At 73.4% G+C, this 20925-nt stretch carries 20 protein-coding genes and 1 riboswitch; of the genes, 1 reads left to right on the forward strand and 19 read right to left on the reverse strand.

The annotated features are described in order from the left end of the window. Nucleotides 1–112 precede the first annotated feature (112 nt). From DDW44_RS12720 to DDW44_RS12735, 4 genes are all read right to left on the reverse strand, one after another. Nucleotides 113–919, reverse strand: coding sequence for a heme ABC transporter ATP-binding protein (locus tag DDW44_RS12720; RefSeq protein WP_108906487.1), 807 nt, complete (start codon nucleotides 917–919; stop codon nucleotides 113–115). Nucleotides 920–987: 68 nt separating this feature from the next. After that, nucleotides 988–2001, reverse strand: coding sequence for a FecCD family ABC transporter permease (locus DDW44_RS12725; RefSeq protein ID WP_026281642.1), 1014 nt, complete (start codon nucleotides 1999–2001; stop codon nucleotides 988–990). Nucleotides 2002–2186: 185 nt separating this feature from the next. Then, nucleotides 2187–3179 (reverse strand): ABC transporter substrate-binding protein, encoded by a 993-nt coding sequence (locus tag DDW44_RS12730; RefSeq protein ID WP_108906488.1) that lies wholly within the window; start codon nucleotides 3177–3179, stop codon nucleotides 2187–2189. A gap of 262 nt (nucleotides 3180–3441) precedes the next feature. Continuing rightward, nucleotides 3442–3831 (reverse strand): hypothetical protein, encoded by a 390-nt coding sequence (locus DDW44_RS12735; RefSeq protein ID WP_017945665.1) that lies wholly within the window; start codon nucleotides 3829–3831, stop codon nucleotides 3442–3444. 44 nt (nucleotides 3832–3875) lie between these two features. Further along, nucleotides 3876–4057, reverse strand: a riboswitch (cobalamin riboswitch). Between the two features lie 388 nt (nucleotides 4058–4445). Between DDW44_RS12735 and DDW44_RS12740 the strand changes: the two genes are divergently transcribed. Then, complete coding sequence (locus DDW44_RS12740; RefSeq protein ID WP_108906489.1) at nucleotides 4446–4670, forward strand: cold-shock protein; 225 nt, start codon at nucleotides 4446–4448, stop codon at nucleotides 4668–4670. A gap of 234 nt (nucleotides 4671–4904) precedes the next feature. Here DDW44_RS12740 and DDW44_RS12745 read toward each other — a convergent pair whose 3' ends face one another. The 15 genes from DDW44_RS12745 to DDW44_RS12815 all read right to left on the reverse strand — a co-directional run bounded on the left by DDW44_RS12745 (nucleotide 4905) and on the right by DDW44_RS12815 (nucleotide 20835). Further along, entirely contained in the window at nucleotides 4905–5657 is a 753-nt protein-coding gene (locus DDW44_RS12745) for an IclR family transcriptional regulator (protein ID WP_078543741.1), read from the reverse strand. Nucleotides 5658–5660: 3 nt separating this feature from the next. Continuing rightward, a complete protein-coding gene (locus tag DDW44_RS12750; protein ID WP_017945661.1) occupies nucleotides 5661–6773 on the reverse strand; it encodes an aromatic ring-hydroxylating oxygenase subunit alpha in 1113 nt (370 codons plus the stop codon). An 11-nt stretch (nucleotides 6774–6784) separates the two neighbouring features. Beyond that, nucleotides 6785–7102 carry an indolepyruvate ferredoxin oxidoreductase subunit alpha gene (locus DDW44_RS12755; protein WP_018889708.1) on the reverse strand — a complete coding sequence of 106 codons (318 nt, stop codon included), beginning with the start codon at nucleotides 7100–7102 and terminating at the stop codon, nucleotides 6785–6787. After that, nucleotides 7099–8109 (reverse strand): NAD(P)/FAD-dependent oxidoreductase, encoded by a 1011-nt coding sequence (locus DDW44_RS12760; protein ID WP_017945659.1) that lies wholly within the window; start codon nucleotides 8107–8109, stop codon nucleotides 7099–7101. The genes DDW44_RS12755 and DDW44_RS12760 overlap by 4 nt, the downstream gene beginning before the upstream one ends. After that, complete coding sequence (locus tag DDW44_RS12765; RefSeq protein WP_108906490.1) at nucleotides 8106–9551, reverse strand: aldehyde dehydrogenase family protein; 1446 nt, start codon at nucleotides 9549–9551, stop codon at nucleotides 8106–8108. Before DDW44_RS12765 ends, DDW44_RS12760 begins: the two co-directional genes overlap by 4 nt. After that, on the reverse strand, nucleotides 9551–10336 hold the full coding sequence (locus DDW44_RS12770; RefSeq protein ID WP_108906491.1) for an SDR family oxidoreductase: 786 nt from the start codon (nucleotides 10334–10336) through the stop codon (nucleotides 9551–9553). Before DDW44_RS12770 ends, DDW44_RS12765 begins: the two co-directional genes overlap by 1 nt. Beyond that, nucleotides 10333–11139, reverse strand: coding sequence for an acyl-CoA dehydrogenase family protein (locus tag DDW44_RS12775; RefSeq protein ID WP_108906492.1), 807 nt, complete (start codon nucleotides 11137–11139; stop codon nucleotides 10333–10335). The genes DDW44_RS12770 and DDW44_RS12775 overlap by 4 nt, the downstream gene beginning before the upstream one ends. Then, a complete protein-coding gene (locus tag DDW44_RS12780) occupies nucleotides 11136–12578 on the reverse strand; it encodes a CaiB/BaiF CoA transferase family protein (protein WP_108906493.1) in 1443 nt (480 codons plus the stop codon). Before DDW44_RS12780 ends, DDW44_RS12775 begins: the two co-directional genes overlap by 4 nt. Further along, nucleotides 12569–13681 carry an acyl-CoA dehydrogenase family protein gene (locus DDW44_RS12785; RefSeq protein WP_018889703.1) on the reverse strand — a complete coding sequence of 371 codons (1113 nt, stop codon included), beginning with the start codon at nucleotides 13679–13681 and terminating at the stop codon, nucleotides 12569–12571. Before DDW44_RS12785 ends, DDW44_RS12780 begins: the two co-directional genes overlap by 10 nt. A gap of 88 nt (nucleotides 13682–13769) precedes the next feature. Beyond that, entirely contained in the window at nucleotides 13770–14813 is a 1044-nt protein-coding gene (locus tag DDW44_RS12790; protein WP_108906494.1) for an ATP-binding cassette domain-containing protein, read from the reverse strand. Further along, nucleotides 14813–15937 carry an ABC transporter ATP-binding protein gene (locus DDW44_RS12795; RefSeq protein WP_108906495.1) on the reverse strand — a complete coding sequence of 375 codons (1125 nt, stop codon included), beginning with the start codon at nucleotides 15935–15937 and terminating at the stop codon, nucleotides 14813–14815. Before DDW44_RS12795 ends, DDW44_RS12790 begins: the two co-directional genes overlap by 1 nt. Next, nucleotides 15934–17010 (reverse strand): ABC transporter permease, encoded by a 1077-nt coding sequence (locus DDW44_RS12800; protein WP_244224016.1) that lies wholly within the window; start codon nucleotides 17008–17010, stop codon nucleotides 15934–15936. The genes DDW44_RS12795 and DDW44_RS12800 overlap by 4 nt, the downstream gene beginning before the upstream one ends. Beyond that, on the reverse strand, nucleotides 16995–17930 hold the full coding sequence (locus DDW44_RS12805; protein WP_108906496.1) for an ABC transporter permease: 936 nt from the start codon (nucleotides 17928–17930) through the stop codon (nucleotides 16995–16997). Before DDW44_RS12805 ends, DDW44_RS12800 begins: the two co-directional genes overlap by 16 nt. Further along, nucleotides 17927–19600 carry an ABC transporter substrate-binding protein gene (locus DDW44_RS12810; RefSeq protein ID WP_108906497.1) on the reverse strand — a complete coding sequence of 558 codons (1674 nt, stop codon included), beginning with the start codon at nucleotides 19598–19600 and terminating at the stop codon, nucleotides 17927–17929. Before DDW44_RS12810 ends, DDW44_RS12805 begins: the two co-directional genes overlap by 4 nt. Before the next feature lie 770 nt (nucleotides 19601–20370). Then, complete coding sequence (locus DDW44_RS12815; RefSeq protein ID WP_027732135.1) at nucleotides 20371–20835, reverse strand: MaoC family dehydratase; 465 nt, start codon at nucleotides 20833–20835, stop codon at nucleotides 20371–20373. Nucleotides 20836–20925 lie beyond the last annotated feature (90 nt).

Here is a 20925-nt window from a genome sequence, read left to right on the forward strand (position 1 = left end):
GCTTCCGCCGGTACCCGTCGACCGCTTCCGATCCGGTTCCGAAGTGCTCCCGGCGGCGGTGCGTGCGGCGGCACGGCGACAGGCCCGTCATCGGACGGCGAGGCCTGGTGCATCACCCCTTTCCGAAGGGATCGCCGTCGGCCAGCAGGGTGATGTGTGGGACGCCGGTTCGGGGGTGCTCGGTCACCTCGGCGTCGACGCGGTAGACGTCGGCGAGCAGTTCGGTGGTGAGGACGTCGGCGGGTGTCCCGGTGGTCACCACGCGGCCGTCGTCCATCACGCAGATCCGGTCGCAGAACGCGGCGGCCAGGTTGAGGTCGTGGAGGGCCACCACGGCGGTCACGCCGAGCCGGCGGACCAGGCGCAGGGTGTCGAGTTGGTGGCGCAGGTCAAGGTGGTTGGTCGGCTCGTCCAGCACCATCGTTCCCGCGCGCTGGGCGAGTGCGCGGGCGATGAGCACGCGCTGCTTCTCGCCGCCCGACAGGCGGGTGAAGGGGGCCTGGGCGAGGTGGGCGGCGTCGAGTTGGTCCAGGGCGGCGGTGATGACGGCGCGGTCGTCGGCGTCGTCCGCGTCGAAGGGGCGCTTGTGCGGGGTGCGGCCCATGGCCACGACGTCGTACACCGAGAGCTCGAAGTCGGCGGCGGACTCCTGGAGTACGGCGGCGAGTCGGCGTGCCAGGCTCTTGCCGGGCAGCCGCCGGACGTCCTGGCCGTCGAGGAGCACCCGTCCCGAGGTGGGGCGCAGGGCTCGGTAGACCGTGCGCAGCAGGGTGGACTTGCCTGCGCCGTTGGGGCCGACGAGCCCTACCACCTCGCCGGGGGCCACGTGGAGGGAGGCCTGGTCCACCAGTGCCCGTCCTTCGACGAGGACCGAGACGTCCTGCACGGCCAGGGTGCCGGGTGCCGCTGTCGCCGTCATCGCGGCGTCTGCTGCGTCTGTCGTGGCTGTTGTGGCTGCTGTGGCTGCTGTGGCTGCTGTCGTGTGTGTCATGCCGTCCTCCGTCGCATGAGCCACAAGAAGAAGGGTCCGCCGACCAGGGCGGTGAGGATGCCCACGGGGATCTCCTCGGGGGTCATGACGGTGCGTGCGGCGAGGTCGGCGGCGATGAGGAAGGCCGCGCCGAGCAGCGCTGCGGCGGGCAGCGCGCGGCGGTGGTCGGCGCCGACGAGCAGCCGTACGACGTGCGGCATGATCAGGCCGACGAATCCGATCTGGCCGCTGACGGCGACGATGGTGCCGATCATGAGGGCCACCAGTGTGAACAGCGCGGCGCGGAAGCGGTGCACGTCCAGGCCGAGCGCGACGGCGGCCTCCTCCCCCGCGAGCAGGAGGTTGAGCGGACGGGTGACGCCGAGCAGGACGGCGGTGCCGAGAAGGACGGCGGCGACGGGGATCCACACCACCGTCCAGGTGGTGCCGGCCAGTCCGCCGAGCATCCAGCGCAGCGCCGACTGGGTCTTGTGCGGGTCGTCGGAGGTGACGATCAGGAAGCCGGCCAGCGCGGACAGCACTTCGGCCGTCGCCACGCCCGCCAGCACCAGCCGTACGGTGGTCATCCGGCCGCCGGACCGGGCCAGGAAGTAGACGGCGACCAGGGCGGCGAGAGCGCCGAGGAACGCCGCCACCGGCAGGGAGAACAGCCCGAACAGGGTGAGGTTGCAGACGACGACCAGCACGGCGCCGACCGAGGCCCCCGACGAGACCCCGAGCAGCATCGGGTCCGCGAGGGGGTTGCGCACCAGCGCCTGCAGGGCCATTCCGGACACCGCGAGGCCCGCGCCGACGACGCCGGCCAGCAGCACCCGGGGCAGCCGCACGTCGACGACGATCGTCTCGCGGACCGGTGTCCAGGACGGGTCGGCCAGTGCCGGGTGCACCCGGTGCAGCAGGATGCCCCAGACCTGGTCGGCGGGGACGGCGATGGATCCGGCCGCGATCCCGAAGGTGGCCGAGACCACCACCAGCGCGCCCAGCAGCAGGAGAACGAGGGGGTAGGGCATCCGCTTGCGGCCTGGGAGTGTGGCCTCCTCGCCGACCGCTCTGCGGACTCCCGTCTCCGCTCCGGTGCCCGCGTGCTTCGCCACCGTCGTGCCGGTCGTACCGGTCGCGCCGCTCGTGCCGGTCGTGCCGCTCGTGCCGGTCGTGCCGGTTGTGCCGGCTGTGCCGGCTGTGCCGGTCGTGCCGGTCACTTGAAGCGTTCCGGGTGCAGCTGGCGGGCCAGGGACTCCACGCCGGACGGCACCCGGACGCCGAGCACCGTGGACGAAAGCGGGAGTACCGCGAACCGCTTGTTCTTGATGGCGGGTACGTCCTTCAGCGCCGGGTTCGCCAGCAGGAACTTCTTCTTGTCCTCGACGGGCTGGTTGCCGTAGTCGTAGATGACGACGACCTCGGGCATGCGCTCGGCCACCTGCTCGAACGACACGTCACCGAACGACTTGTCCAGGTCGGCGAAGAGGTTCACCCCACCCGCCTGTTTGATCATCTCGTTGCCGACGCCCGCCCCTCCGGCGGTGAAGGCGGTCTTGTCGCCGCTGTCGTACACGAAGATCTTGGCCGGGGTGACTCCGGCGAGCTTGCCCTCGACCTCGTCCAGCGTGCCGTGGAGCTTCTTCAGCTCCTGATCGGCTCGTTCCGGCACACCGAAGATCCTGGCCACGTTCCGGATCTCCTGGTCCATCGTGGCCATCGTCACAGGCCCTCTCGGGCACTCCTCGATGTTGAGGTAGGAGTTGATCCCGGCCTTGGACAGGGCTTCGCGGCTGCGGCCCTCCTTCTCGTCGAAGGTGCTGGCGAAACCGCCGTAGGCGAAGTCCGGTTCGGCGGTCAGCAGCGTCTCGAAGGAGGGGTACTCCTTCGCCAGCACCTTGATCCCGTCGTAGGCGCCCTGGTACCGGGGGAGGATCTTGTCGTCGAGGTAGGCCGTGCCGACCATCGACTTCTGCAGTCCCAGCGCCAGCATGACCTCGGTCGCGTGCTGGTTGAGCGACACCGCGCGCTGCGGCGGCCGCTGATAGGTCGTCTTCACACCGCAGTTGGACACCGTGACCGGGAAGCCCTCGGCGGCGGGCTCCGCCCGCGCGGCGTCGTCGCGGGCGGCGGTGCCACCGCAACCGGAGAGCAGCAGGGCCGCTGCGGCCACGGCCGGCAGCAGGAATATCGGGCGCTTGCGCATCATCTGGTGGGTCCTCTCACCGCGGGTTGGAACCGGAACGGTCCGGATAGTGCTCCGGAGGACGGCCGGATTCGGGAAAGCGGGTCGGGTTCGGGAAGGCGCGTGGGGTTCGGGAAGGCAGGTCGGGTCGGGGAAGGCAGGTCGGGTCGGGTCGCGGAGGGTCGGCGGGAGTCGGGACGGCGTGCCGGGTCGCGGAAGGCGCACGGGAAGTCAGCCGGTCATGCGAGGTGGCCGGAGGGACCGGGGGGCTTGAGGGGCCGCCGGGTCAGCCCGTGTCACGGAGCGGCGTGGCCCGGGCACGCCGCGGCGGGGTGAAGGCGTACAGGTCGAGGATGTCCGTGAGCGCGGCGACGCCCGGCCCGCCCGCCCGTACCCAGGCGGCGATGTCCTCGGTCGCGGCGGGGTCGTTGACGAGGCCGAACCAGACCGGCCGGCCGCCGGCGGCGCGTCCCTCGGACGACGGCTGCACCACGATCACGTTCGCCTGGTCGCACACGTCGAGACAGTCGGTGATCCGGACCGGGGCGTCCTCGGCGAGACGCGCGGTCTGCTCACCGTGATCGACGCCGGACACCTTGGGGCTGCCGCAGCAGCAGTCCCGGCACACCACGACCCGGCACGGCACCGAACCGTCGCGCGACGCCTCCATGGGCATCACGACGAGCCCTCCTCTCCGGGGAGATCCGCCCCAGTCGTATCGAGGAGGCGACCGCGTGAGTCTCCTGGCTCTCGGGTCAGTGCTCGTCCCGGCCTTCCCACCCGCGCACGGGCAGTGGTCTGTTCGGGATCCGCTCGCCGATCACAGTGGCGGGACCGCGCCGGATTCACACCGGCTTCCTCGTTCCGCCGTCGCCTTTGTCGCGGACATCATCGCAGAAGGACGCGTCCCGTCATACGCCCGCGTCGGACCGGCCACGAACATCCGCAGCACACGACCAGCGCTCGCGGGCGATGCGCGCGACACCGACGGCCCGCGCAACCCCCTGGACAAGAGGACCCTCCGCGGGCGCGAGGCAGGGCCTCCGTGGTCGCGAGACAGAGCCTCCATGGTCACGAGACAGGGGACGCATCGGCCGGTTCGGGCGGGCGTCTCGGTGGAACGGCGTCGAGAAAGCAGTACGCGCCGGTGTCCGGGACCGGGACGATGCCGCCCGGTTCCCGCCGCGGCAGTGCCGTTCGGGTGCCGGCAGCCCGCCGGAGAAGCAGGCCGGTCCTGCGGCGTCCTGCCGCCGGGGCGGCAACCCGCCGACGGGCCCGTAGGGTACGCCCATGGTGATCGCGACGGTCCGTGAGTGGCGCGACGAGGAAGGGTGGGGTGTCCTTGATTCCGACGAGACTCCCGGCGGGTGCTGGGGCCACTACTCCCACATCCAGATGGCGGGCTTCCGCACGCTGTCACCGGGGCAGTTGGTGGATCTCCAGTGGGAAGCTCCCGGTTTCCCACAGGACGGGTACGACTACCGCGCGCTGAACATCGTGCCCCGGCCCGCGTGACCGCAACGACCCCCTGACCGCAACGCCATCTGACCGCCACGCCCCGGCCGCAATGGACGGCGACTGGAACGCCCCCTGCGCGCAACGGACCGCAGCCGCGACGGACCGCGACCGCAACGACCCGCAACGACCCGCGACCGCAACGACCCGCAACCGGAGCGACCCGCGACCAGAGCGACCCGCGACCGGCAAGCCCCGCCGCCGGCCGGGGGCAGCGGCCGCCGGCCCGGGGTGTCAGCGGCGGCGCAGCACCGCGGTGGCCGCACGCAGTCGCTGCTCGATCTCGCTCTGCTGCCCCGCCCGGGACGTCGGCAGCGAGACGCTGATGCCGAACAGGGTGCCGTCCGGTGCCGCGGGCAGGGCCACCGCGAAGGACACCAGCCCCACCTCGTACTCCTCGAACGATCGCGAGATGCCGTCCTCGCGGACTTCGCCCAGGGCCTTGCCCAGCTGCGGCCAGGTGGTGTGGGTGGCGTCCGTCAGCCGCTCGTAGGGCCCCTTGCCGACGAGCTTCAGCACCTCCTCGTCCGGCAGTTGGGCGAGCAGGCACTTGCCCAGCGCGGTGCAGTGCGCGGGCACCCGCAGCCCCGGCTCGGCCCGCGGGCTGAGCAGATGGCGGCCGGGGGCGGAGTCGAGGTAGACGACCTCGTTCCCGACCAGGGTGGCCAGGTTCGCGGTCTCCCCGGTCTGCTCCGCCAGTCTGCGCAGGATCGCGCGTGCCGCCTCGGACATGCCCATGCCCTCGATCAGCGGGCCGACCATCCGGACGATCTGCGGGCCCAGCCGGAGTCTGCGGGTGCCCGCGGGGCGGGCCAGGAAGCCCTCGGCGACGAGGGTCGCGCACAGCCGGTGCACGGTGGGCAGGGGCAGGTCGAGGGATTCCGCTATCTCGCTCTGGGTGAGTTCGGGATGTTCGTCGTCGAAGAGCCGCAGAATCGCGAGCCCCCGGGAGAGGGTCCGCGATCCCGCATCACGTGACTCGCTGATCTCTCAGTCCTCCCGAAGTCGGCCCAGGACGAAGCGCTGGAAGGCCGAGATGGTGTGCTCCGAACCGAGGAGGAGCCGGCCGCGCTCCACCCCACCGGACGAGGCCCCGCGCTGTACGGACTCCACCAGATCGGTGTCCTCGGCCCCCACCTGGTCGTCGAAGGCGAGCATAGCCTTGATCCACGCCTCGTCGACCTCCTCGCCGAAGAAGTAGTCGAGGTATCCGGTCGTGCGCTCCGGGCCCGCCGGGTACACCGGGCCGAAGGAGAGGTTCGGCTGCCCGGGGTTGACGTTGACCTTCAGGCTCGGCCAGACGAGGTGGTACTGGCCCTCGACGACGGGGCCCTGGACGGGGTAGCCGGCCTCCCGGGGGATGTCCCGCACGATGCCGTGGTGGGTGGCGAAGGTGGGCCGCACCTCCAACTCGTAGGCGTCGGGGCTGACGTCGAGGACGTCGGCGAGTCCCGGGTGCGCCACCGGGCAGTGGTAGCACTCCAGGTAGTTCTCGACGGCGATCTTCCAGTTGGCCTCGATGGTGTAGTACACGCGGTGGTGGAAGCGCATCCGCTCCAGGTCGATGCCGCCGGCGGCGAGGAGTTCGGGCAGCTCGCCCAGCGTCTCGGTGAGCGGGGCGGGGTCCGGGTCGAGGTGGACGAAGACGAACGGGCCCCAGGTGTCCACCGACGCTCGGCGCAGCCCCAGCTGCGAGGTGTCGAAGTCCGCCTCGCGGTCGCCGCGCGGCACCCCGCGCAGCGAGCCGTCCAGGCCGTACGTCCAGGCGTGGTAGAAGCACTGCAGGCTCTTGCGGGTGCCGCAGTCCTCGCGGACCACCTGGGCGCCGCGGTGCCGACAGACGTTCACCAGTGCGTTGAGCCCGCCGGACCGGTCGCGGGTGACGACGATGGGGACGCCGCCCACCTCGCAGGTGAAGAACTGGCCCGGCTGGGCGACCTGGTCGGTGCGGCCGACGTATTGCCAGCTCGACCGGAAGATCCGCTCCTGCTCCAGGGCGGTGATCGCGGGGTCGGCGTACCAGCTCCAGGGCAGGGTCTCGCCGCGGTCCAGGGCGGCGGCGCAGGCCTCCGCGTCGATGGTCGTCGGGTGGTGGATGGTCATCGCGGTTCTCCTCAGCTGGGGTCGACGTCGAGCGGGCCGAGTCGGGAGGCGCCGCCCGGGGAGCCGAGGGGCGCCTGGCGGCCGGGCAGCACCTGGGTGAAGAAGGCGTCGTTGGCCGGTCCGTGGACCGCGGCGGCGGCCGGGTCCAGCAGACGCAGCGCCACGGCCGCCCCGTTGGGGCAGACCTCGGCGCACAGGCCGCAGTCGATGCACTCGCCGGGGTGGATGTACATCCTGCTGCCCCCTTCGTAGATGCAGTCGACCGGGCACTCCTCCATGCAGCTGGCGTCCTTCTCGTCGACGCACGCGTCGGTGATCACATGGGTCATGAGTCCCCCTCCTCTCGGGTGGTGGTTCCGTGGCGGTCGGTCGAGTGGCCGGGGAAGAGGTCGCTCCCCGGGTCGAGGACGGTCGCCGCGTTGTTGACTGCGGTGGCGGCCTCGCCGAAGCCGACGGCGATCAGCCGGACCTTGCCGGGGTACGCGGTGATGTCGCCGGCGGCGAAGACCCGCGGCAGGCTGGTCGCCATATGGCTGTCGACGGCGATGTGGCGGCCGTCGAGTGCCATGCCCCAGGACTCCAGCGGTCCGAGGTTGGCGGTGAAGCCGAGGGCGGCGACCACCCGCTGGGCCTTGATCCGCCGGGTGCCGTCCGGGCCGTTGAGCTCGGCGGACTCGATGTGGCCGTCCGGGCCGCAGTGGAGGGCGGCGACCTGGGTGCGGGTGCACACCTGCACCTCGGAGGCGAGGACCTTGTCGACCGTCGCCCGGTGCGCGCGGAAGGTGTCTCGCCGGTGGGCGAGTGTCACCGAGCGGGCCCGCCCGGCGGCGGCGAGGGCCCAGTCGAAGGCGCTGTCGCCGCCACCCACCACCAGCACGTCCCGGTCGGTGAGGTCGTCGAGGTCGGTGACGAAGTACGACAGCCCGCGGCCCTCGTAGCCGGTGCAGCCGGGCAGCGGCCGGGGGGTGAAGGCGCCGATGCCCCCGGTGACCAGGACCGCCGCGGCGCGCACGGTCAACCCCTGGTCGCTGGTGACGACCGGGGTGCCGTCCTCGTACGCCAGGGTCTGCGCGGTGTGGCCGAGCAGCAGGTGCGGGCGGGCGGTCATGGCCTGTGCGGTCAGTCCCTCCACCAGGTCGCGGCCGGTGACGGCGGGCAGGCCGGCGATGTCGAGGATGGCCTTCTCCGGGTACATCGCGCCGACCTGGCCGCCGAGTTCGGGCAGGGCGTCCATGACGGCGACGGACAGGCCGCGGAACCCGGCGCAGAAGGTGGCGAAGAGTCCGGCCGGTCCGGCTCCGACGACCAGCAGATCAACGGTCAGGGGCTCGTTCACCGCACTCCTTGCAGGGTCTTGGTCTCGCAGAACTCCTCCAGCCCCCAGCGGCCCAGTTCCCGGCCGAGTCCGGACTGCTTGTAGCCGCCGGTGGGGGCGTTGAGGTTGAAGGCGCCGCCGTTGATCTCGACCCGGCCGGTGCGCATCCGGCGGGCGAAGGCGGTCGCCCGGTCCGGGTCGGCCGACCAGACGGCTCCGGAGAGGCCGAAGTCGGAGTCGTTCGCCAGCCGCAGCGCCGTCTCCTCGTCCTCGTAGCGGAGCAGGCAGAGCACCGGGCCGAAGATCTCCTCGCGGACCACCCGCATCCCGGGTTCGGCGTCGGCGAGGACGGTCGGCCGGACCCAGTGGCCGCCGGCCAGTCCGGCGGGGATGCCGTCCGGGGCCTCGGGCCCGCCGACGACGACCCGGGCGCCCTCCTTGACGCCCAGCCGGATGTAGTCGGCGACGGTGTCGCGCTGGGCGGCCGAGGCGCAGGGGCCCAGGTGGGTGCCGGGCTGTGCGGGGTCGCCGACGGTGTACCGCCCGCCCGCCCGTACGGCGGCGGCCACCGCCTCGTCGTAGCGGGCCGCGGGGACGAGGAGCCGGGTGAGCGCGGTGCAGGTCTGCCCGGTGTTGGCGAAGGCGGCGGCGACCGTGGCCTCGACCGCCGCCGCGAGGTCGGCGTCGGGCAGGGCGACGGCGGCCGACTTGCCGCCCAGTTCCAGGGCCACCCGCTTGACGGTGCCCGCGGCGGTACGCATGACGTGCTGTCCCGCGCCGGTCGACCCGGTGAACGAGACCATGTCGACGCCCGGGTGGGCGGCCAGGGCCTCGCCGACGACGCGTCCGGTGCCGGAGACCACGCTGAGCAGCCCCGGGGGCAGTCCGGCGTCGTCGGCGCAGGCGGCGAACAGGAAGGCGTTGAGCGGGGCGACGCCGCTGGGCTTGAGCACGACCGGGCAGCCGGCGGCGAGCGCCGGGCCCACCTTGGCCGCGATCTGGTAGAGGGGGTAGTTCCAGGGGGTGATGGCGGCGACGACGCCCGCGGCCTCGCGGACGACGCGGGCCGGCGGCCCGTCCGGGATCGCCTCCTCGAAGGGGAAGGTGCGGGCCAGCGCCGCCTGGGCGCGCAGGACGTCGACCGCGAGCCGCACCTGGACCCGCAGCGAGAAGTCGCGGGGTGCCCCCATCTCGGCGGTGACGGTGTGGGCGAGTTCCGTCTCGCGGGCGGTCATCGCGTCGGCGAACCGGTCCAGTACCGCGGCGCGTTCGGCCGGGTCGGTGGCGGCCCAGCGATCGAACGCCGCGCGTGCCGTGCCGACCGCCGCGTCCACGTCGTCGGTCCCGGCGGCAGGGACCGAGCCGATGACCTCGCCGGTGGCCGGGTCGTCGACGGGGAGCCGGGCGGCGCGGTCGCTCCACCGGCCGCCGAGGTAGAGCGCGGGGTGGCGTGGGTCGCGCATCACCGGCCCCCCGTTCCCGCCTGCGCCGGCCGCGGGGTGTCCGCGCGTGCGTGCATGGACACGCCGAGGGAGCGGCCTCCGTCGACGGTCAGCACGGTGCCGGTGGTGTACGGGGCACCCAGCAGGTGGGCGGTGGCGTCGGCTATCTCGTCGGCCTCCGCGAAGCGGCCGAGCGGGATCATGTCCAGCATCCGCTGCCGGGCCTCGTCGTCGGAGAGGATGTTGGCGGTGGCGGACTCGGTCGGCACGAAGCCGGGGGCGAGGGCGTTGACCCGGATGCCGTACGGTCCCCATTCGCGGGCGACCGACTTGGTGAAGGCCAGCATGCCGCCCTTGGCCGCCGCGGAGTGGGCGACGCCGGGGGCGCCGGTCCAGGCGTAGGTGGCGACGATGTTGACGATCGCGCCGGGCCTGCCCTCCTTGATCAGCCGGCGGGCCAGGGCCTGGGAGGCGTGGAAGCAGCCGTAGAGGGAGATCTCCACCACGGCCTTGAAGCCGCCGGGCGACAGGTCGACGGTGGGGCAGGCGAAGTTGCCTGCCGCGTTGTTGACCAGGCCGTCGACCGCGGGCAGTTCCTCGAACAGCGCGGTGACCGCGTCGGGGTCGCGGACGTCCAGTGCGGCCGTGCGGACGACGGTGTGCTCGGCGCGCAGCGACTCGGCCGCGGCCGCGAGGCGCTCGGGGTCGCGGGCGGCCAGGACGACCTCGTGCCCGTCCCGGCCGAGGCGGCGGGCGATGGCGAGTCCGATGCCGGCGCTTCCGCCGGTGACCACGTACGTACTCACGTCAGTGCTCCTTCGAGCCAGGCGTCGTTCCAGGCGGCGAGCACACGGGCGCGCCGGGAGTAGCGGTGCAGGGGGAACTCCAGGGTGAATCCGATGGCGCCGACCACCTGGTGGCACTGGGCGACGACGGTCTCCGCGGCCTGGCCCGCGTGGGCGAGGGCGGCGGGTCCGCAGTCCTCGCGGGTGACGAGGCGGCGCAGCCCCTCGACCGCGGTGGCGGCGTCGGCGAGGCGGAACTGGACGCCCTCCAGGCCGGACAGGGTGGTGCCGAAGGCGGCGCGCTGCTTGACGTGGTCGACCGCGAGGTCCAGCGCGCCGCTGGCGAGCCCGGCCAGGTATCCGGTCTGGGCGCGCAGCCAGGCGGACTCGGCGTCGGGGTGCACGGCGGCACCCGTCGGCTCGGTCTGCACGGCGTGGACGGCGAGGCAGTCGCCGTAGGGGACCGGCTGGGCGCCGAGCACCCGGTGCTCGCGCGGCCCCTCCGGGGTCCGTGCGATGACCCGCTCGCCCGGGTAGCGGGCGAGGCCCTGGTGCAGCGGGGACCCGCCGAGGAGCCGGTCCACCTCGCTCAGCGGGGCCAGGCCGCGGCCGAGTTCGACGGCCGCCGGGCCGATGAAGGCGGAGGCGTCGGGGTCTTCGAGCAGTTCGGCCCAGCCGACGGAGGCCAGGGCGGCGTCGAGGGCGGGGGTGCGGTCGTCCGACGGGCTGCCGGGGCGCCAGACGTCCGGCACGGGGTGGTCGGCGATGACCTGCCGGAGGGTGACGGCGAAGGCGTCGGCCTCCTTCGTGAGCGTGGTGGTCATGCCCCGTTCCTTTCTGCGGTGTGGCGGAGTTGGCGGACTCCGGGGGCCGGGGAGTGCCCGGCGCGGGTGGAGGTCGCGGGCGTACCGGGGGACGCGGCGGGCGCGGAGGGCGCGGGCGTACCGGGGGACGCGGCGGGCGCGGGCGTACCGGGGGACGCGGTCGGCCCCGGTGTGCCGGTCGGCCCCGGCGTCCCGCTGGGTTCCCCGGTGGGACGGTCGGTGGGTTCGCCGGTGGGCTGCCCGTGGAGTTCGCCGAGGAGTTCGGCCGAGTGCTCCCCGAGGCGAGGGGCGGGCCGGGCCGCGGGAGCGGCGGTTCCGTCGATCTTGAAGACGTTGCCGAGCAGCTGCACCGGGCCGACCCCGGGCTGCCGCACGGTCTGCACCAGACCGTTGACGGTCACCTGGCGGTCGTCGAAGAGCCGGCCGAGGAGGCGTACGTCGCCCGAGGGGATGTCGTGCTTGGCGAGCACGGACAGCCAGTGGTCCAGCGGCCGGGTGGCGAAGACCGCGGCGAAGCGGTCGACCAGCGCCGCCCGGGCCGCGCGTTCGGCCTCGTCCGCCGGCGCCGCCTGTGGGTCGGCGACCCAGGGGTCGTCCAGTCCCAGGATCCCGAGCAGCCGGCGGCGCTGGGCGGTGTTGAGGCAGGCGAGCGCGAGGAAGGAGTCGGCGGTGCGGTAGCAGCGGTAGTACGGCTCCAGCCGGTCGGCGCCCGCGGTGGTCCGGGCCGTGCGGTCGAGTTCGGCCGCGGTCAGCGGGCCGCTGTCCGCGGCCTCCCCCGAGTCGCCGATCCGGACGAAGCGCTGGACCTGGACCGCCAGGGCGGCGCCGAGGAGGGAGACCTCCACTCCCGGTGCCTGCCGCCCGCGCTCCCGCCCGGCCACTCCGGCCAGCACGCTGATGCAGGTGAGCAGCCCGGCGGTCAGATCGGCCATGGCGATCCCCCCGGACCGCCGGGGTACGGCGTCCTCGGGGCGGGCGTCGGCCATCAGGAGTCCGGACAGCGCCTGGGCGATGATGTCGTAGCCGAGCCGGCCGGCGTCGGGGCCCTCGGTGCCGAAGGCGGTGACGCAGTTCCAGACCGCCCGGGGGTTGGCGGCGCGTACGCTCTCGCGGTCGAGGCCGAAGCGGGCGGCCCGCTCGGGCGGCATGTTGTGCACGACCGCGTCCGCTCCGGCGATGAGCCGTGCGGACGCCGCCCGGCCCTCCTCCGTCTTCAGGTCCAGGGTGACGGAGCGCTTGCCCCGGTTGAGCGCGTAGAACCAGGTGCTCTCGCCGGGGGCGTGCGGGTTGTAGTGGCGCCAGGCGTCGCCCGTGGGGGGCTCCACCTTGACGACGTCGGCGCCGAGGTCGCCGAGCAGCATGGTGGCGAAGGGGCCGGCCACGTACTGGGCGTAGTCGAGGACGCGGACGCCTGCGAGGGGGCGTTCGGCTAGGCGCATGCCAGCCCCCTGCGGGCGATGACGCGGCGCTGGATGTCGGAGGCGCCGCCGGCGATGGTGGTGGCGACCGTGGCCCGGTGGAAGGCAGCGATACGGCCGTCCGCGACGGCGTCCGGTCCGTCCTCGACGAACACGTGCGGGCCGAGCAGGTCCGCCGCGCTGTGCGCGATGCCCTGCAGCAGGTAGGCGATGGAGAGCTTGGCCATGGAGGAGGCCGCGCTGGCGTCCTCGCCGTCGGCGAGCAGGAGGGTGGCCCGGGAGCCGATTTCGGCGGCGGCGTCCGTCCGGCCGCGCAGCCGGAGCAGTTCCAGGCGCTGGGCGGGGGTTTCGGCGTACGGCTCGAGGTCGTCCAGTACGCGGCGGGCGATGCCGACCTTCTCGCTGGTGACGCGCTCGTAGTCGAGGGTGCCCATCAGCACCCGCCAGCCTCCGTGGAGCTCGCCGATGAGGTTCTCCTCGGGTATCTCGACGTCGTCGAGGACGAGTTCGCCGAGCGTGCCGCCGCCGAGGGTGTCATGGGTGATGACCTCGATGCCGGGGGTGTCCATGGGGCACACCAGGACGGAGACGCCCTTGTGGCGGGGGAGGTCGGGGTCGGTGCGCACCGCGAGGTAGCACCAGTCGGCGTACTCGGCGCTGGAGGTCCAGATCTTGCGGCCGGAGACGACGAACCTGCCGTCCCTCCTGACGGCCCGGGTGCGCAGGGAGGCGAGGTCGGACCCCGCCTCCGGCTCCGAGAAGCCCTGGCAGAAGCGCAGTTCGCCCCGGGCGACCTGGGTGAGCAGCCGCTCGGCCAGCGCGGGCGGGGCGAACCGGCGCAGGGCGTTGCCGATGGTCTTGACCGACAGCAGATAGCTGGACAGCGGCAGCCAGTGGTAGCCGAACGCCTCCTCCACGGCGTCGGTGTCCAGCGGGTGCAGGCCGCGCCCGCCGAACTCGGCCGACCAGTGCAGGCCGATGAATCCGGCCCGGCCGTACTCCTCGTAGGCGCGCCGGGAGTCGGCGTCGGACGGCATGCCCTGGAAGCGGTTGTGGGCCTCGTGCTGCAGCTCCCCCGCGAGGCGGGAGGCGAAGGCGTGCGCCTGGGCGGCGATCCCTTCCATGGGAATCCTCCTCCATAACTTCCATTAAATGAAAGTTATTTCATTGTGTGGAACCAGGTTAGGGATCCCGGCTCGCGGGGGTCAAGGCTCAGAGCGCGGCAGTTCCCGTCGACTTCTCCGCGGACCGCCCCGTGGGCGTGCCCGCGGACTGCCCCGTGGGCGTCCCCGTGGGCGTGCCCGCGGACTGCCCCGTGGGCGTCCCCGTGGGCGTGCCCGCGGACCGCCCCGTCGGCGTCCCCGTGGGCGTGCCCGCGGACCGCCCCGTCGGCGTCCCCGCGGGCTTCCCCACCGGCCGCTCCGCCGGGGAGGCGCTGGGCGCCGGAACGGGCCCGTCCGCCGCCGAACCGCCGCTCCGGCCCGCGTCCAGCAGCGCCCGGCCCGGCATGGCGTCGAGGAGCGCCCGGGTGTACGGGTCCCGCGGTTCACCGATGACCCGGCGGGCCGATCCGTGCTCCCTGACCCGGCCGTCCCGGACGACGACGACCTCGTCCGCGATCCGCCGCACCACGTTGAGGTCGTGGGTGATGAACAGATAGCTGACCTGGAGCGAGTCCTGCAGGTCCTGGAGCAGGTTGAGGATCTGGGCCTGCACCGACACGTCCAGCGCCGAGGTCGGCTCGTCGCAGATCACCAGGTCGGGGCGGGCCGCCAGCGCTCGGGCCACACACAGCCGCTGCCGCTGACCGCCGGAGAACTCCCCCGGGTAGCCGTCCGGGGAGACGCCCCCCATGCCCACCGCGTCCAGCAGCTCGAGGACCCGCTCCCGGCCGCCCTCACGCCACAGGCCGTGGGCGCGCAGCGGCTCGCCGACGATCTGCTCGACGGTGAAGCGCGGGTCCAGTGAGGCGTAGGGGTCCTGGAAGACGAACCCGATCCCGCGGCGGGCCTCGCGCAGCCTCCGGCCGCGGCGGGGCAGCGGCTTCCCACCGACCAGCACCATGCCGCTGTCGGGCCGTTCCAGCCCCGCGACGATCCGGGCCAGTGTGCTCTTGCCGCTGCCGGACTCGCCCACCACCCCGACGGTGCTGCCGGACGCGACGGTGAGGCTGACCTCGTGCAGTGCCTGATGGGTGCCGAAGCGTTTGCTGACGGCGTCCAACTCGACGATCGGGGTACGGACCTGAGTGGACATCAGTGGGCCTCCCAGCAGGCGAGAAGGTGGGACGGCGAGCCGTCGGGCACCGGGTCGCCCGCGGCGGCGCGCACCGGGGGTGCCTCGGTGCGGCACCTGTCGGCCGCCTGGGGACAGCGCGGCTCGAAGGGGCAGCCGGGGCCCCCGGAACGGTCGGATCGGGCGCCGGGGATGGAGACGTACCGGGTGTGGGGCGCGCCCGCGTAGGCGTCGCGGTAGGTGTCGACGAGTGCGCGCGTGTAGGGGTGGCGCGCGTCGGCGAACAGCTCCGCCGCGGAGGCGTGTTCCACCAGCCTCCCGCCGTAGAGCACGGCCACGGTGTCGGCGATCTCCGCGGTGACCGACAGGTCGTGGGTGATCCAGACGACCGTGATGCCGAACTCCCGCCGCAGTTCGGCGACCAGGGCCAGCACCTCGGCCTGGACCGTCACGTCGAGCGCGGTGGTGGGTTCGTCCGCGATGAGCAACTGCGGCCGGTGCGCCAGGGCGATGGCGATCATCACACGCTGCCGCATCCCGCCGGACAGCTCGTGCGGGTAGCGGCCGGCGGTCCGCTCGGGGTCGCGGATGCCGACGCGGCCCAGCATCTCCACGGCCCGTGCCCGGGCGTCCCGGCGGCCGAGGCCCTCGGCGATCCGGAACACCTCGGCGATCTGCCGGCCCGCCGTCATCACCGGGTTCAGCGCGGCGAGCGCGTCCTGCGGCAGATAGGCAACCCGGCGGCCGCGCGCCCTGCGCAGCTCCGCGCCGCCGAGCGCGGCCATGTCGACGTCGCCGACGTGGACCGAGCCGCCGGTGACGCGTGCGCCCGGCGGCAGCAGCCGGGACGCGGCGTGGGCCAGGGTGGACTTGCCCGAGCCGGACTCGCCCACCAGGGCGAGGACGCCGCCCGCGGGGACTTCGAGGCTGACGCCGTGCAGCGCGGTCCGCTCGCCGTAGGCGACGGTGAGGTTCTCCACCCGCACCCCTACTCCGAGCCGCGTCGGGCCGCTCCCCGGGGGCTCGTTCACGCCGAGCCGGGCCGGGCCGGACCCCGCGGGCTCGTTCACATCGAGCCGGGCCGGACCGGCCGCCACGGGCTGGTCCACGAGCGGGGCCGGGCCGGTCTCTGCGGGCTGGTTCATGTCGTCAGCTCCTGACGGGATCGGGGGTCGACGACCGAGCGCAGCGTGTCGGCGAGCAGATTGCCGAGGACGACGAGGACCGCCGCGACGACCACCGTTCCCATCAGCACCGGCCGGTCCTGGTCGGCGAACGCCGTGACCTGCAGCCGCCCGATGCCGGGCCAGCCGAAGATGGTCTCCACGAAGACGACGTTGGACACGAAGATCGCGACGTCCATGCCGGCCATGGTGAGCACCGGCGACAGCGTGCAGCGCAGCACGTGCCGGCGCAGCACGGCGGGCCGCGACAGCCCCTTGGCGACGGCGGTGCGCACATGGGGGGAGGCCAGCGTCGCGGCCATCCCGTCGCGCACCACGCTCGCGTAGTACGGCACTCCCGTCAGCCCCAGCACGATCGCCGGCAGCACCAGGTGGGCGGCGTCCGCCCCGTTGCTCACCGGGGCGATGCCGAGCCCGTACCCGAAGGCCAGCAGGAACAGGTAGCCCAGGGCGAAGGCGGGGACCGCCAGCAGCGCGATGTTGGTCATCAGCACGGGCAGCAGGCGCCGTCCGCGCAGCGCCTCCCAGGTACCGAGGGCGGCGCCGAGCAGGATCTCCACGAACAGCGCGGCGGCGCACAGCAGCAGGGTCGAGGGGAGCCGGTCGCCGATGAGCGTGGCGACGGAGGTGCCCCGCTGGTAGGACTCGCCGAGGTCACCGGTGAACACCCCCTTGACGTACTCCCAGTACTGCTCCCACAGGGGCGCGGTCAGGTGCAGCTGCTCCCGGATGCGCTCCAGCAGCTCGGGCGTGGCGCGGGGGCCGGCGATACCGCGGGCGGGGTCGCCGGGCACGACGTACAGCAGGGCGAAGGTGGCGGTGACGACGACCGCGATGGTCACCGCGCCGAGCAGCAGCCGCAGCCCCACCTGGCGCGCCGTCCCCCACCAGGCCGCTCCGGAGCGCCCTGACTTGGGGGACACCGTCGCCGGGGACGCGGTGGCCGGGGGGACGGCCTTGGGGGACACGGCCTCGGATGCCTCCCCGGGCGGCGGCGCGGACTCGGGGTGTCCGGTCTTCAGATGTTCAGCCATGAGCGCCTCTCCGATTCCGGGACCATGCGGCTCACGCCCTCGCTGACGAGGACGAAGGACAGCACCAGGGCCACGACCAGGGTGAGCGGGACGAGAAGGAGGCGCGGGGCGAACTCCAATGCCTGGGCGCCTTCGTTGAGCAGGCTTCCGAGCTCGGGGTGGGGGGGTACGACGCCCGCCCCCAGGTAGGAGAGGCCGGAGCCGATGACCACGACGGCCGCGCCGTTCAGGGCGGCGATGTTGAGCAGCAGGGTGCGGATGTTGGGCAGGATGTGGCGGGCCATGACCGTGCGCGGCCGTACGCCGTGCACCAGCGCCGCCTCGACGAACGGCCGGCCGCGCAGCCGCAGCGTCTCGCCGTGTACGAGGCGGGCCGTCCAGGCCCAGTAGAGGGCGGCGACCACGACGACGATGCCGCCGACGCTGCGGCCGACCACGCTGGCCAGGGCCAGTCCGGAGATGACGGTGGGGACGGACAGGAAGACGTCGACGGTCCGCATCAGGACCTGCTCGGTCACCCCGCGGTAGAACCCCGCCGTCAGGCCGACCAAGGTGCCGAGCCCGACGGAGCAGACGTTCGCCAGCACGGTGAACTCCAGCGTGGTGCGCAGTCCGTAGGCCGTCCGGGCCAGCAGATCCCGTCCCAGGACGTCGGTCCCGAGGAGGTAGCCGTGTTCCCCGGCGCCGCGCGGCAGGCCGAGTTCGCTGATGCCGTCCCGGTCGATGTTCAGCGGATCGCCGAACAGCGGCGCCGCCAGGGCGAGGGCCACGAGGGCCGCGAGGACCCCCAGGCCCGCGGCGACGACCGCGCGGGCCCGCCTCAGGCGCCGGGCGGGGGGACACTGCGCGGTGGGACTCTGGGCGGAGGAACTCTGGGCGGAGGCTGCCGCGGGACGCTGCGGCAGGAGGGAAGCGGTCATGGGCTCACCCACAGACGGTCGTAGTAGGACCCCGTCTCGCCCCGCATGTGGTAGTTGCGGACGCGCGGATTGCGGGCGGCGAGGAAGTTGAGGGAGGAGAAGAAGACACCCGGGGGGTCCTCGGAGAGCAGCTGCTCCGCCTGGGCCAGGAGCCTGTTGCAGTCGGTCAGCGTCCGGCTGCGGCGCGCCTCGGCCAGCAGGGCGTCCACGGCCTTGTTGGCGTAACCGCCGTAGTTGCTCGACCCGTCCGAGGCGAAGCAGTTGCCGGCCAGGTCGAGGGCATTGGGGTTGATCATGTACCAGTGCCGGGGGAAGATGTCGCACTGCCCGCCGGCCATGGCCTGGTCCAGGGCGGACTTGGACATCGGGTCGATGGTGACCTCCACCCCGGCCTCCCGCCACTGCTGCTGCACCACCTGGCTGAGCCGCTCCCACGGGGCGGAGCCGTCGTGGGCGAACCGCAGCCGCAGGTCGGTGGCACCGGCCTCGGCGAGCAGGCTCCTGGCCCTGTCGATGTCCCTGCGGTACGGGCGGGCGGTCCGCGGGAAGTCCGGCAGGTGCTTGGGGAAGGGCAGCGACGAGGGCTCCTGGCTGCCGTAGGTGAGCCTGCCCAGCACCTCGGTGTCGGTGGCGTGGTTCAGGGCCTGCCGTACGCGCCGGTCGCGCAGGTGCCGGTGCCCGGTGTCGAGGCCGATCCAGGACGTGCCCTGCAGCGGGATGGGCACCACGTACCGTTCGCGCAGATCCGGTTGGGAGTTGATCTGCGGGCCGAGGGCCACGGGGGCGCCCTCCCCCAGGACGTCGAGCTCTCCGCTCATCAGCTGGCGCAGCTGCATCGCCTGCGCGATGCCCCACCGGTACTCCAGCCGCTCGATGAACGGCGTGCCCTTCCAGAGGTAGTGGGGATTGCGCCGGAACACCGCGCGCTGGCGGCGGCGGTCGTACGAAGTGATCACGAAAGGCCCGGTGCCGACCGGCCTGCGGCCGAAGTCCTTGCCCAGCCTGCGTATCTCCTCCATCGGCAGCGCGGCCGTGAAGGGCTGGCACAGCACACCGGCGAACGTGATGTCCGGGGCGAGCAGCCGCACCTCCAGGGTGTGGTCGTCGATGCGCCTGAGGCCGGAAACGGACTTGCGCTTCCCCGCGTTGACCTCGACGGCGCCTTCGATGGAGAAGAGGTAGCTGGCCGCCCACGAGGCCAGCTCGGGGTCCAGCACCCGGGTCCAGGTGGCGATGTAGTCGTCGGCCGTCACGGCGCGGCCGTGGTGGAACCGCACGCCCGGCCGGAGGTGGATCGTGTAGACGCGGCCGTCCTCGGAGACCTGCGGCAGGCAGGCCGCCGCGCTGGGTGCCGGGCCTCCCGACTGGCCGTCGAACTGGAACAACGGGGTGAACAGCACGCTGGTCGACACCTCCCAGGCGTGCAGGTCGTAGCCGACGGCCGGGTCGTACGACTGGGCCTCCTCGCTCCAGCCGGTGACGACCCGTCCGCCGGTGGCGACGGGCCCCGGAGTGCGGGGCCCCGGGGCCGTGCGGCCCGGGGTGGACGTCCGAGTGACGGCCGCGGCCCGCTCCGGGCGCTTCGCGTCCGTGCATGCGGCGAGCATCAGTCCCGCTGCTCCCAGCCCGAAGCCGTGCAGCAGTGTGCGGCGTCCGAGAGATTCCTTCATGGCACCTCCTCGTCTCTGAGGATCGAATACTTCCAATATTCGAAAGTCACAATCACCATGCGGACGCACAGTAGAAGGGGTGGGGGGTGAATCACAAGACATGCGGCACTTTTCCGGACGGCTGTCTTCGGCCACAGTTCGGTCACGGGACGATGTACGACCGGCGGGCTCGCGGGTACGGCACGGGGGGCGGCGGGGAACGCCGGGGGGAGGGGGTCCGCCTCCGGTGCGTGGCGCGCGGTGCGCGGTGCGCGGTGCGCGGTGTTACCGGCAGGTCCCGCGGGCCGGGTAGGGCACGGGCCGGGTACGGCACGGGCGGGCACGGGCCCGGAGGGAACGTACGGGAGGCTCCGCCTCCGGCCGCGTGGGGGCGCGCGTGCGGCCTCCGTTCGAGGGCCTCGCGGGGCGCGGCGGATGCCCGCGGCGCGCCCGCGATGACGTCGGCCCCGAAGGGCCCGGGCAACGGGGCTGTCAGGGCAAGGGGGCGGGGGGTGGGGGGGCGCGGGGTGTGGGGGTACGCGGATACGCGCACGCGGGATGTCGGTGAGCGCACCCGGCCGCGCCGGGTCATGGGCACGCCCACGACGGCCCGGCGGAGCGTGAGCCGGCCTCCGGCGGCCCGGCGGCTTCCCCGGTACGGCCGGGGCCGGAACCGCCGGTCAGCCGGCGCGGGCGGCCCGCGAGGCGACCGGCCCCGTCCGCATCGGATCACCGGACGGACCGGCTCACCTCACCGGATGACCCCGGCTCACATCAGCACATGGACCGGCTCAGGTAGCGGGATAGAAGTGGGTGAGCGACTGGGCGACGCACGCCGGCTTCTCCGAGCCCTCCAGTTCGAAGGTGAAGGCCCGTGTCATCGCGATGCCGCCCCGGCTGACCTGCCGTATGCCGGAGACCTCGGCGTGCAGGCGCACCCGGCTGCCGACGGGCACCGGCGCCGGGAAGCGGACCCGGTCCGTGCCGTAGTTGAGCGCCATCCCCACCCCGGAGACCCGGAGGAGTTCGGAGAAGAGGGGAACGCCCCAGCTCAGGATCATGTAGCCGTGGGCGATGGTGCGGCCGTACGGACCGCGGGCGGCACGCTCGGTGTCCGTGTGGATCCACTGGTAGTCGCCGGAGACGTCGGCGAAGGCGTCCACCAATTCCTGGGTGACCTCGCGCCATCGGGAGCGTCCCAGGTCGCGGCCGGCGAGCTGGGCGATCTCCGCCATACCGTGGACGGTCAGTGCCATGTCTGGGGGCGCCTTCTCGTGGGGTGCGGACGGTGCACGGGGCTCCTTCACTTCGTGGTTGTCGTGATGGCGGGCCTGAGGCCAGGCCGA

Source organism: Streptomyces tirandamycinicus (assembly GCF_003097515.1).
GTDB classification, from domain to species: domain Bacteria; phylum Actinomycetota; class Actinomycetes; order Streptomycetales; family Streptomycetaceae; genus Streptomyces; species Streptomyces tirandamycinicus.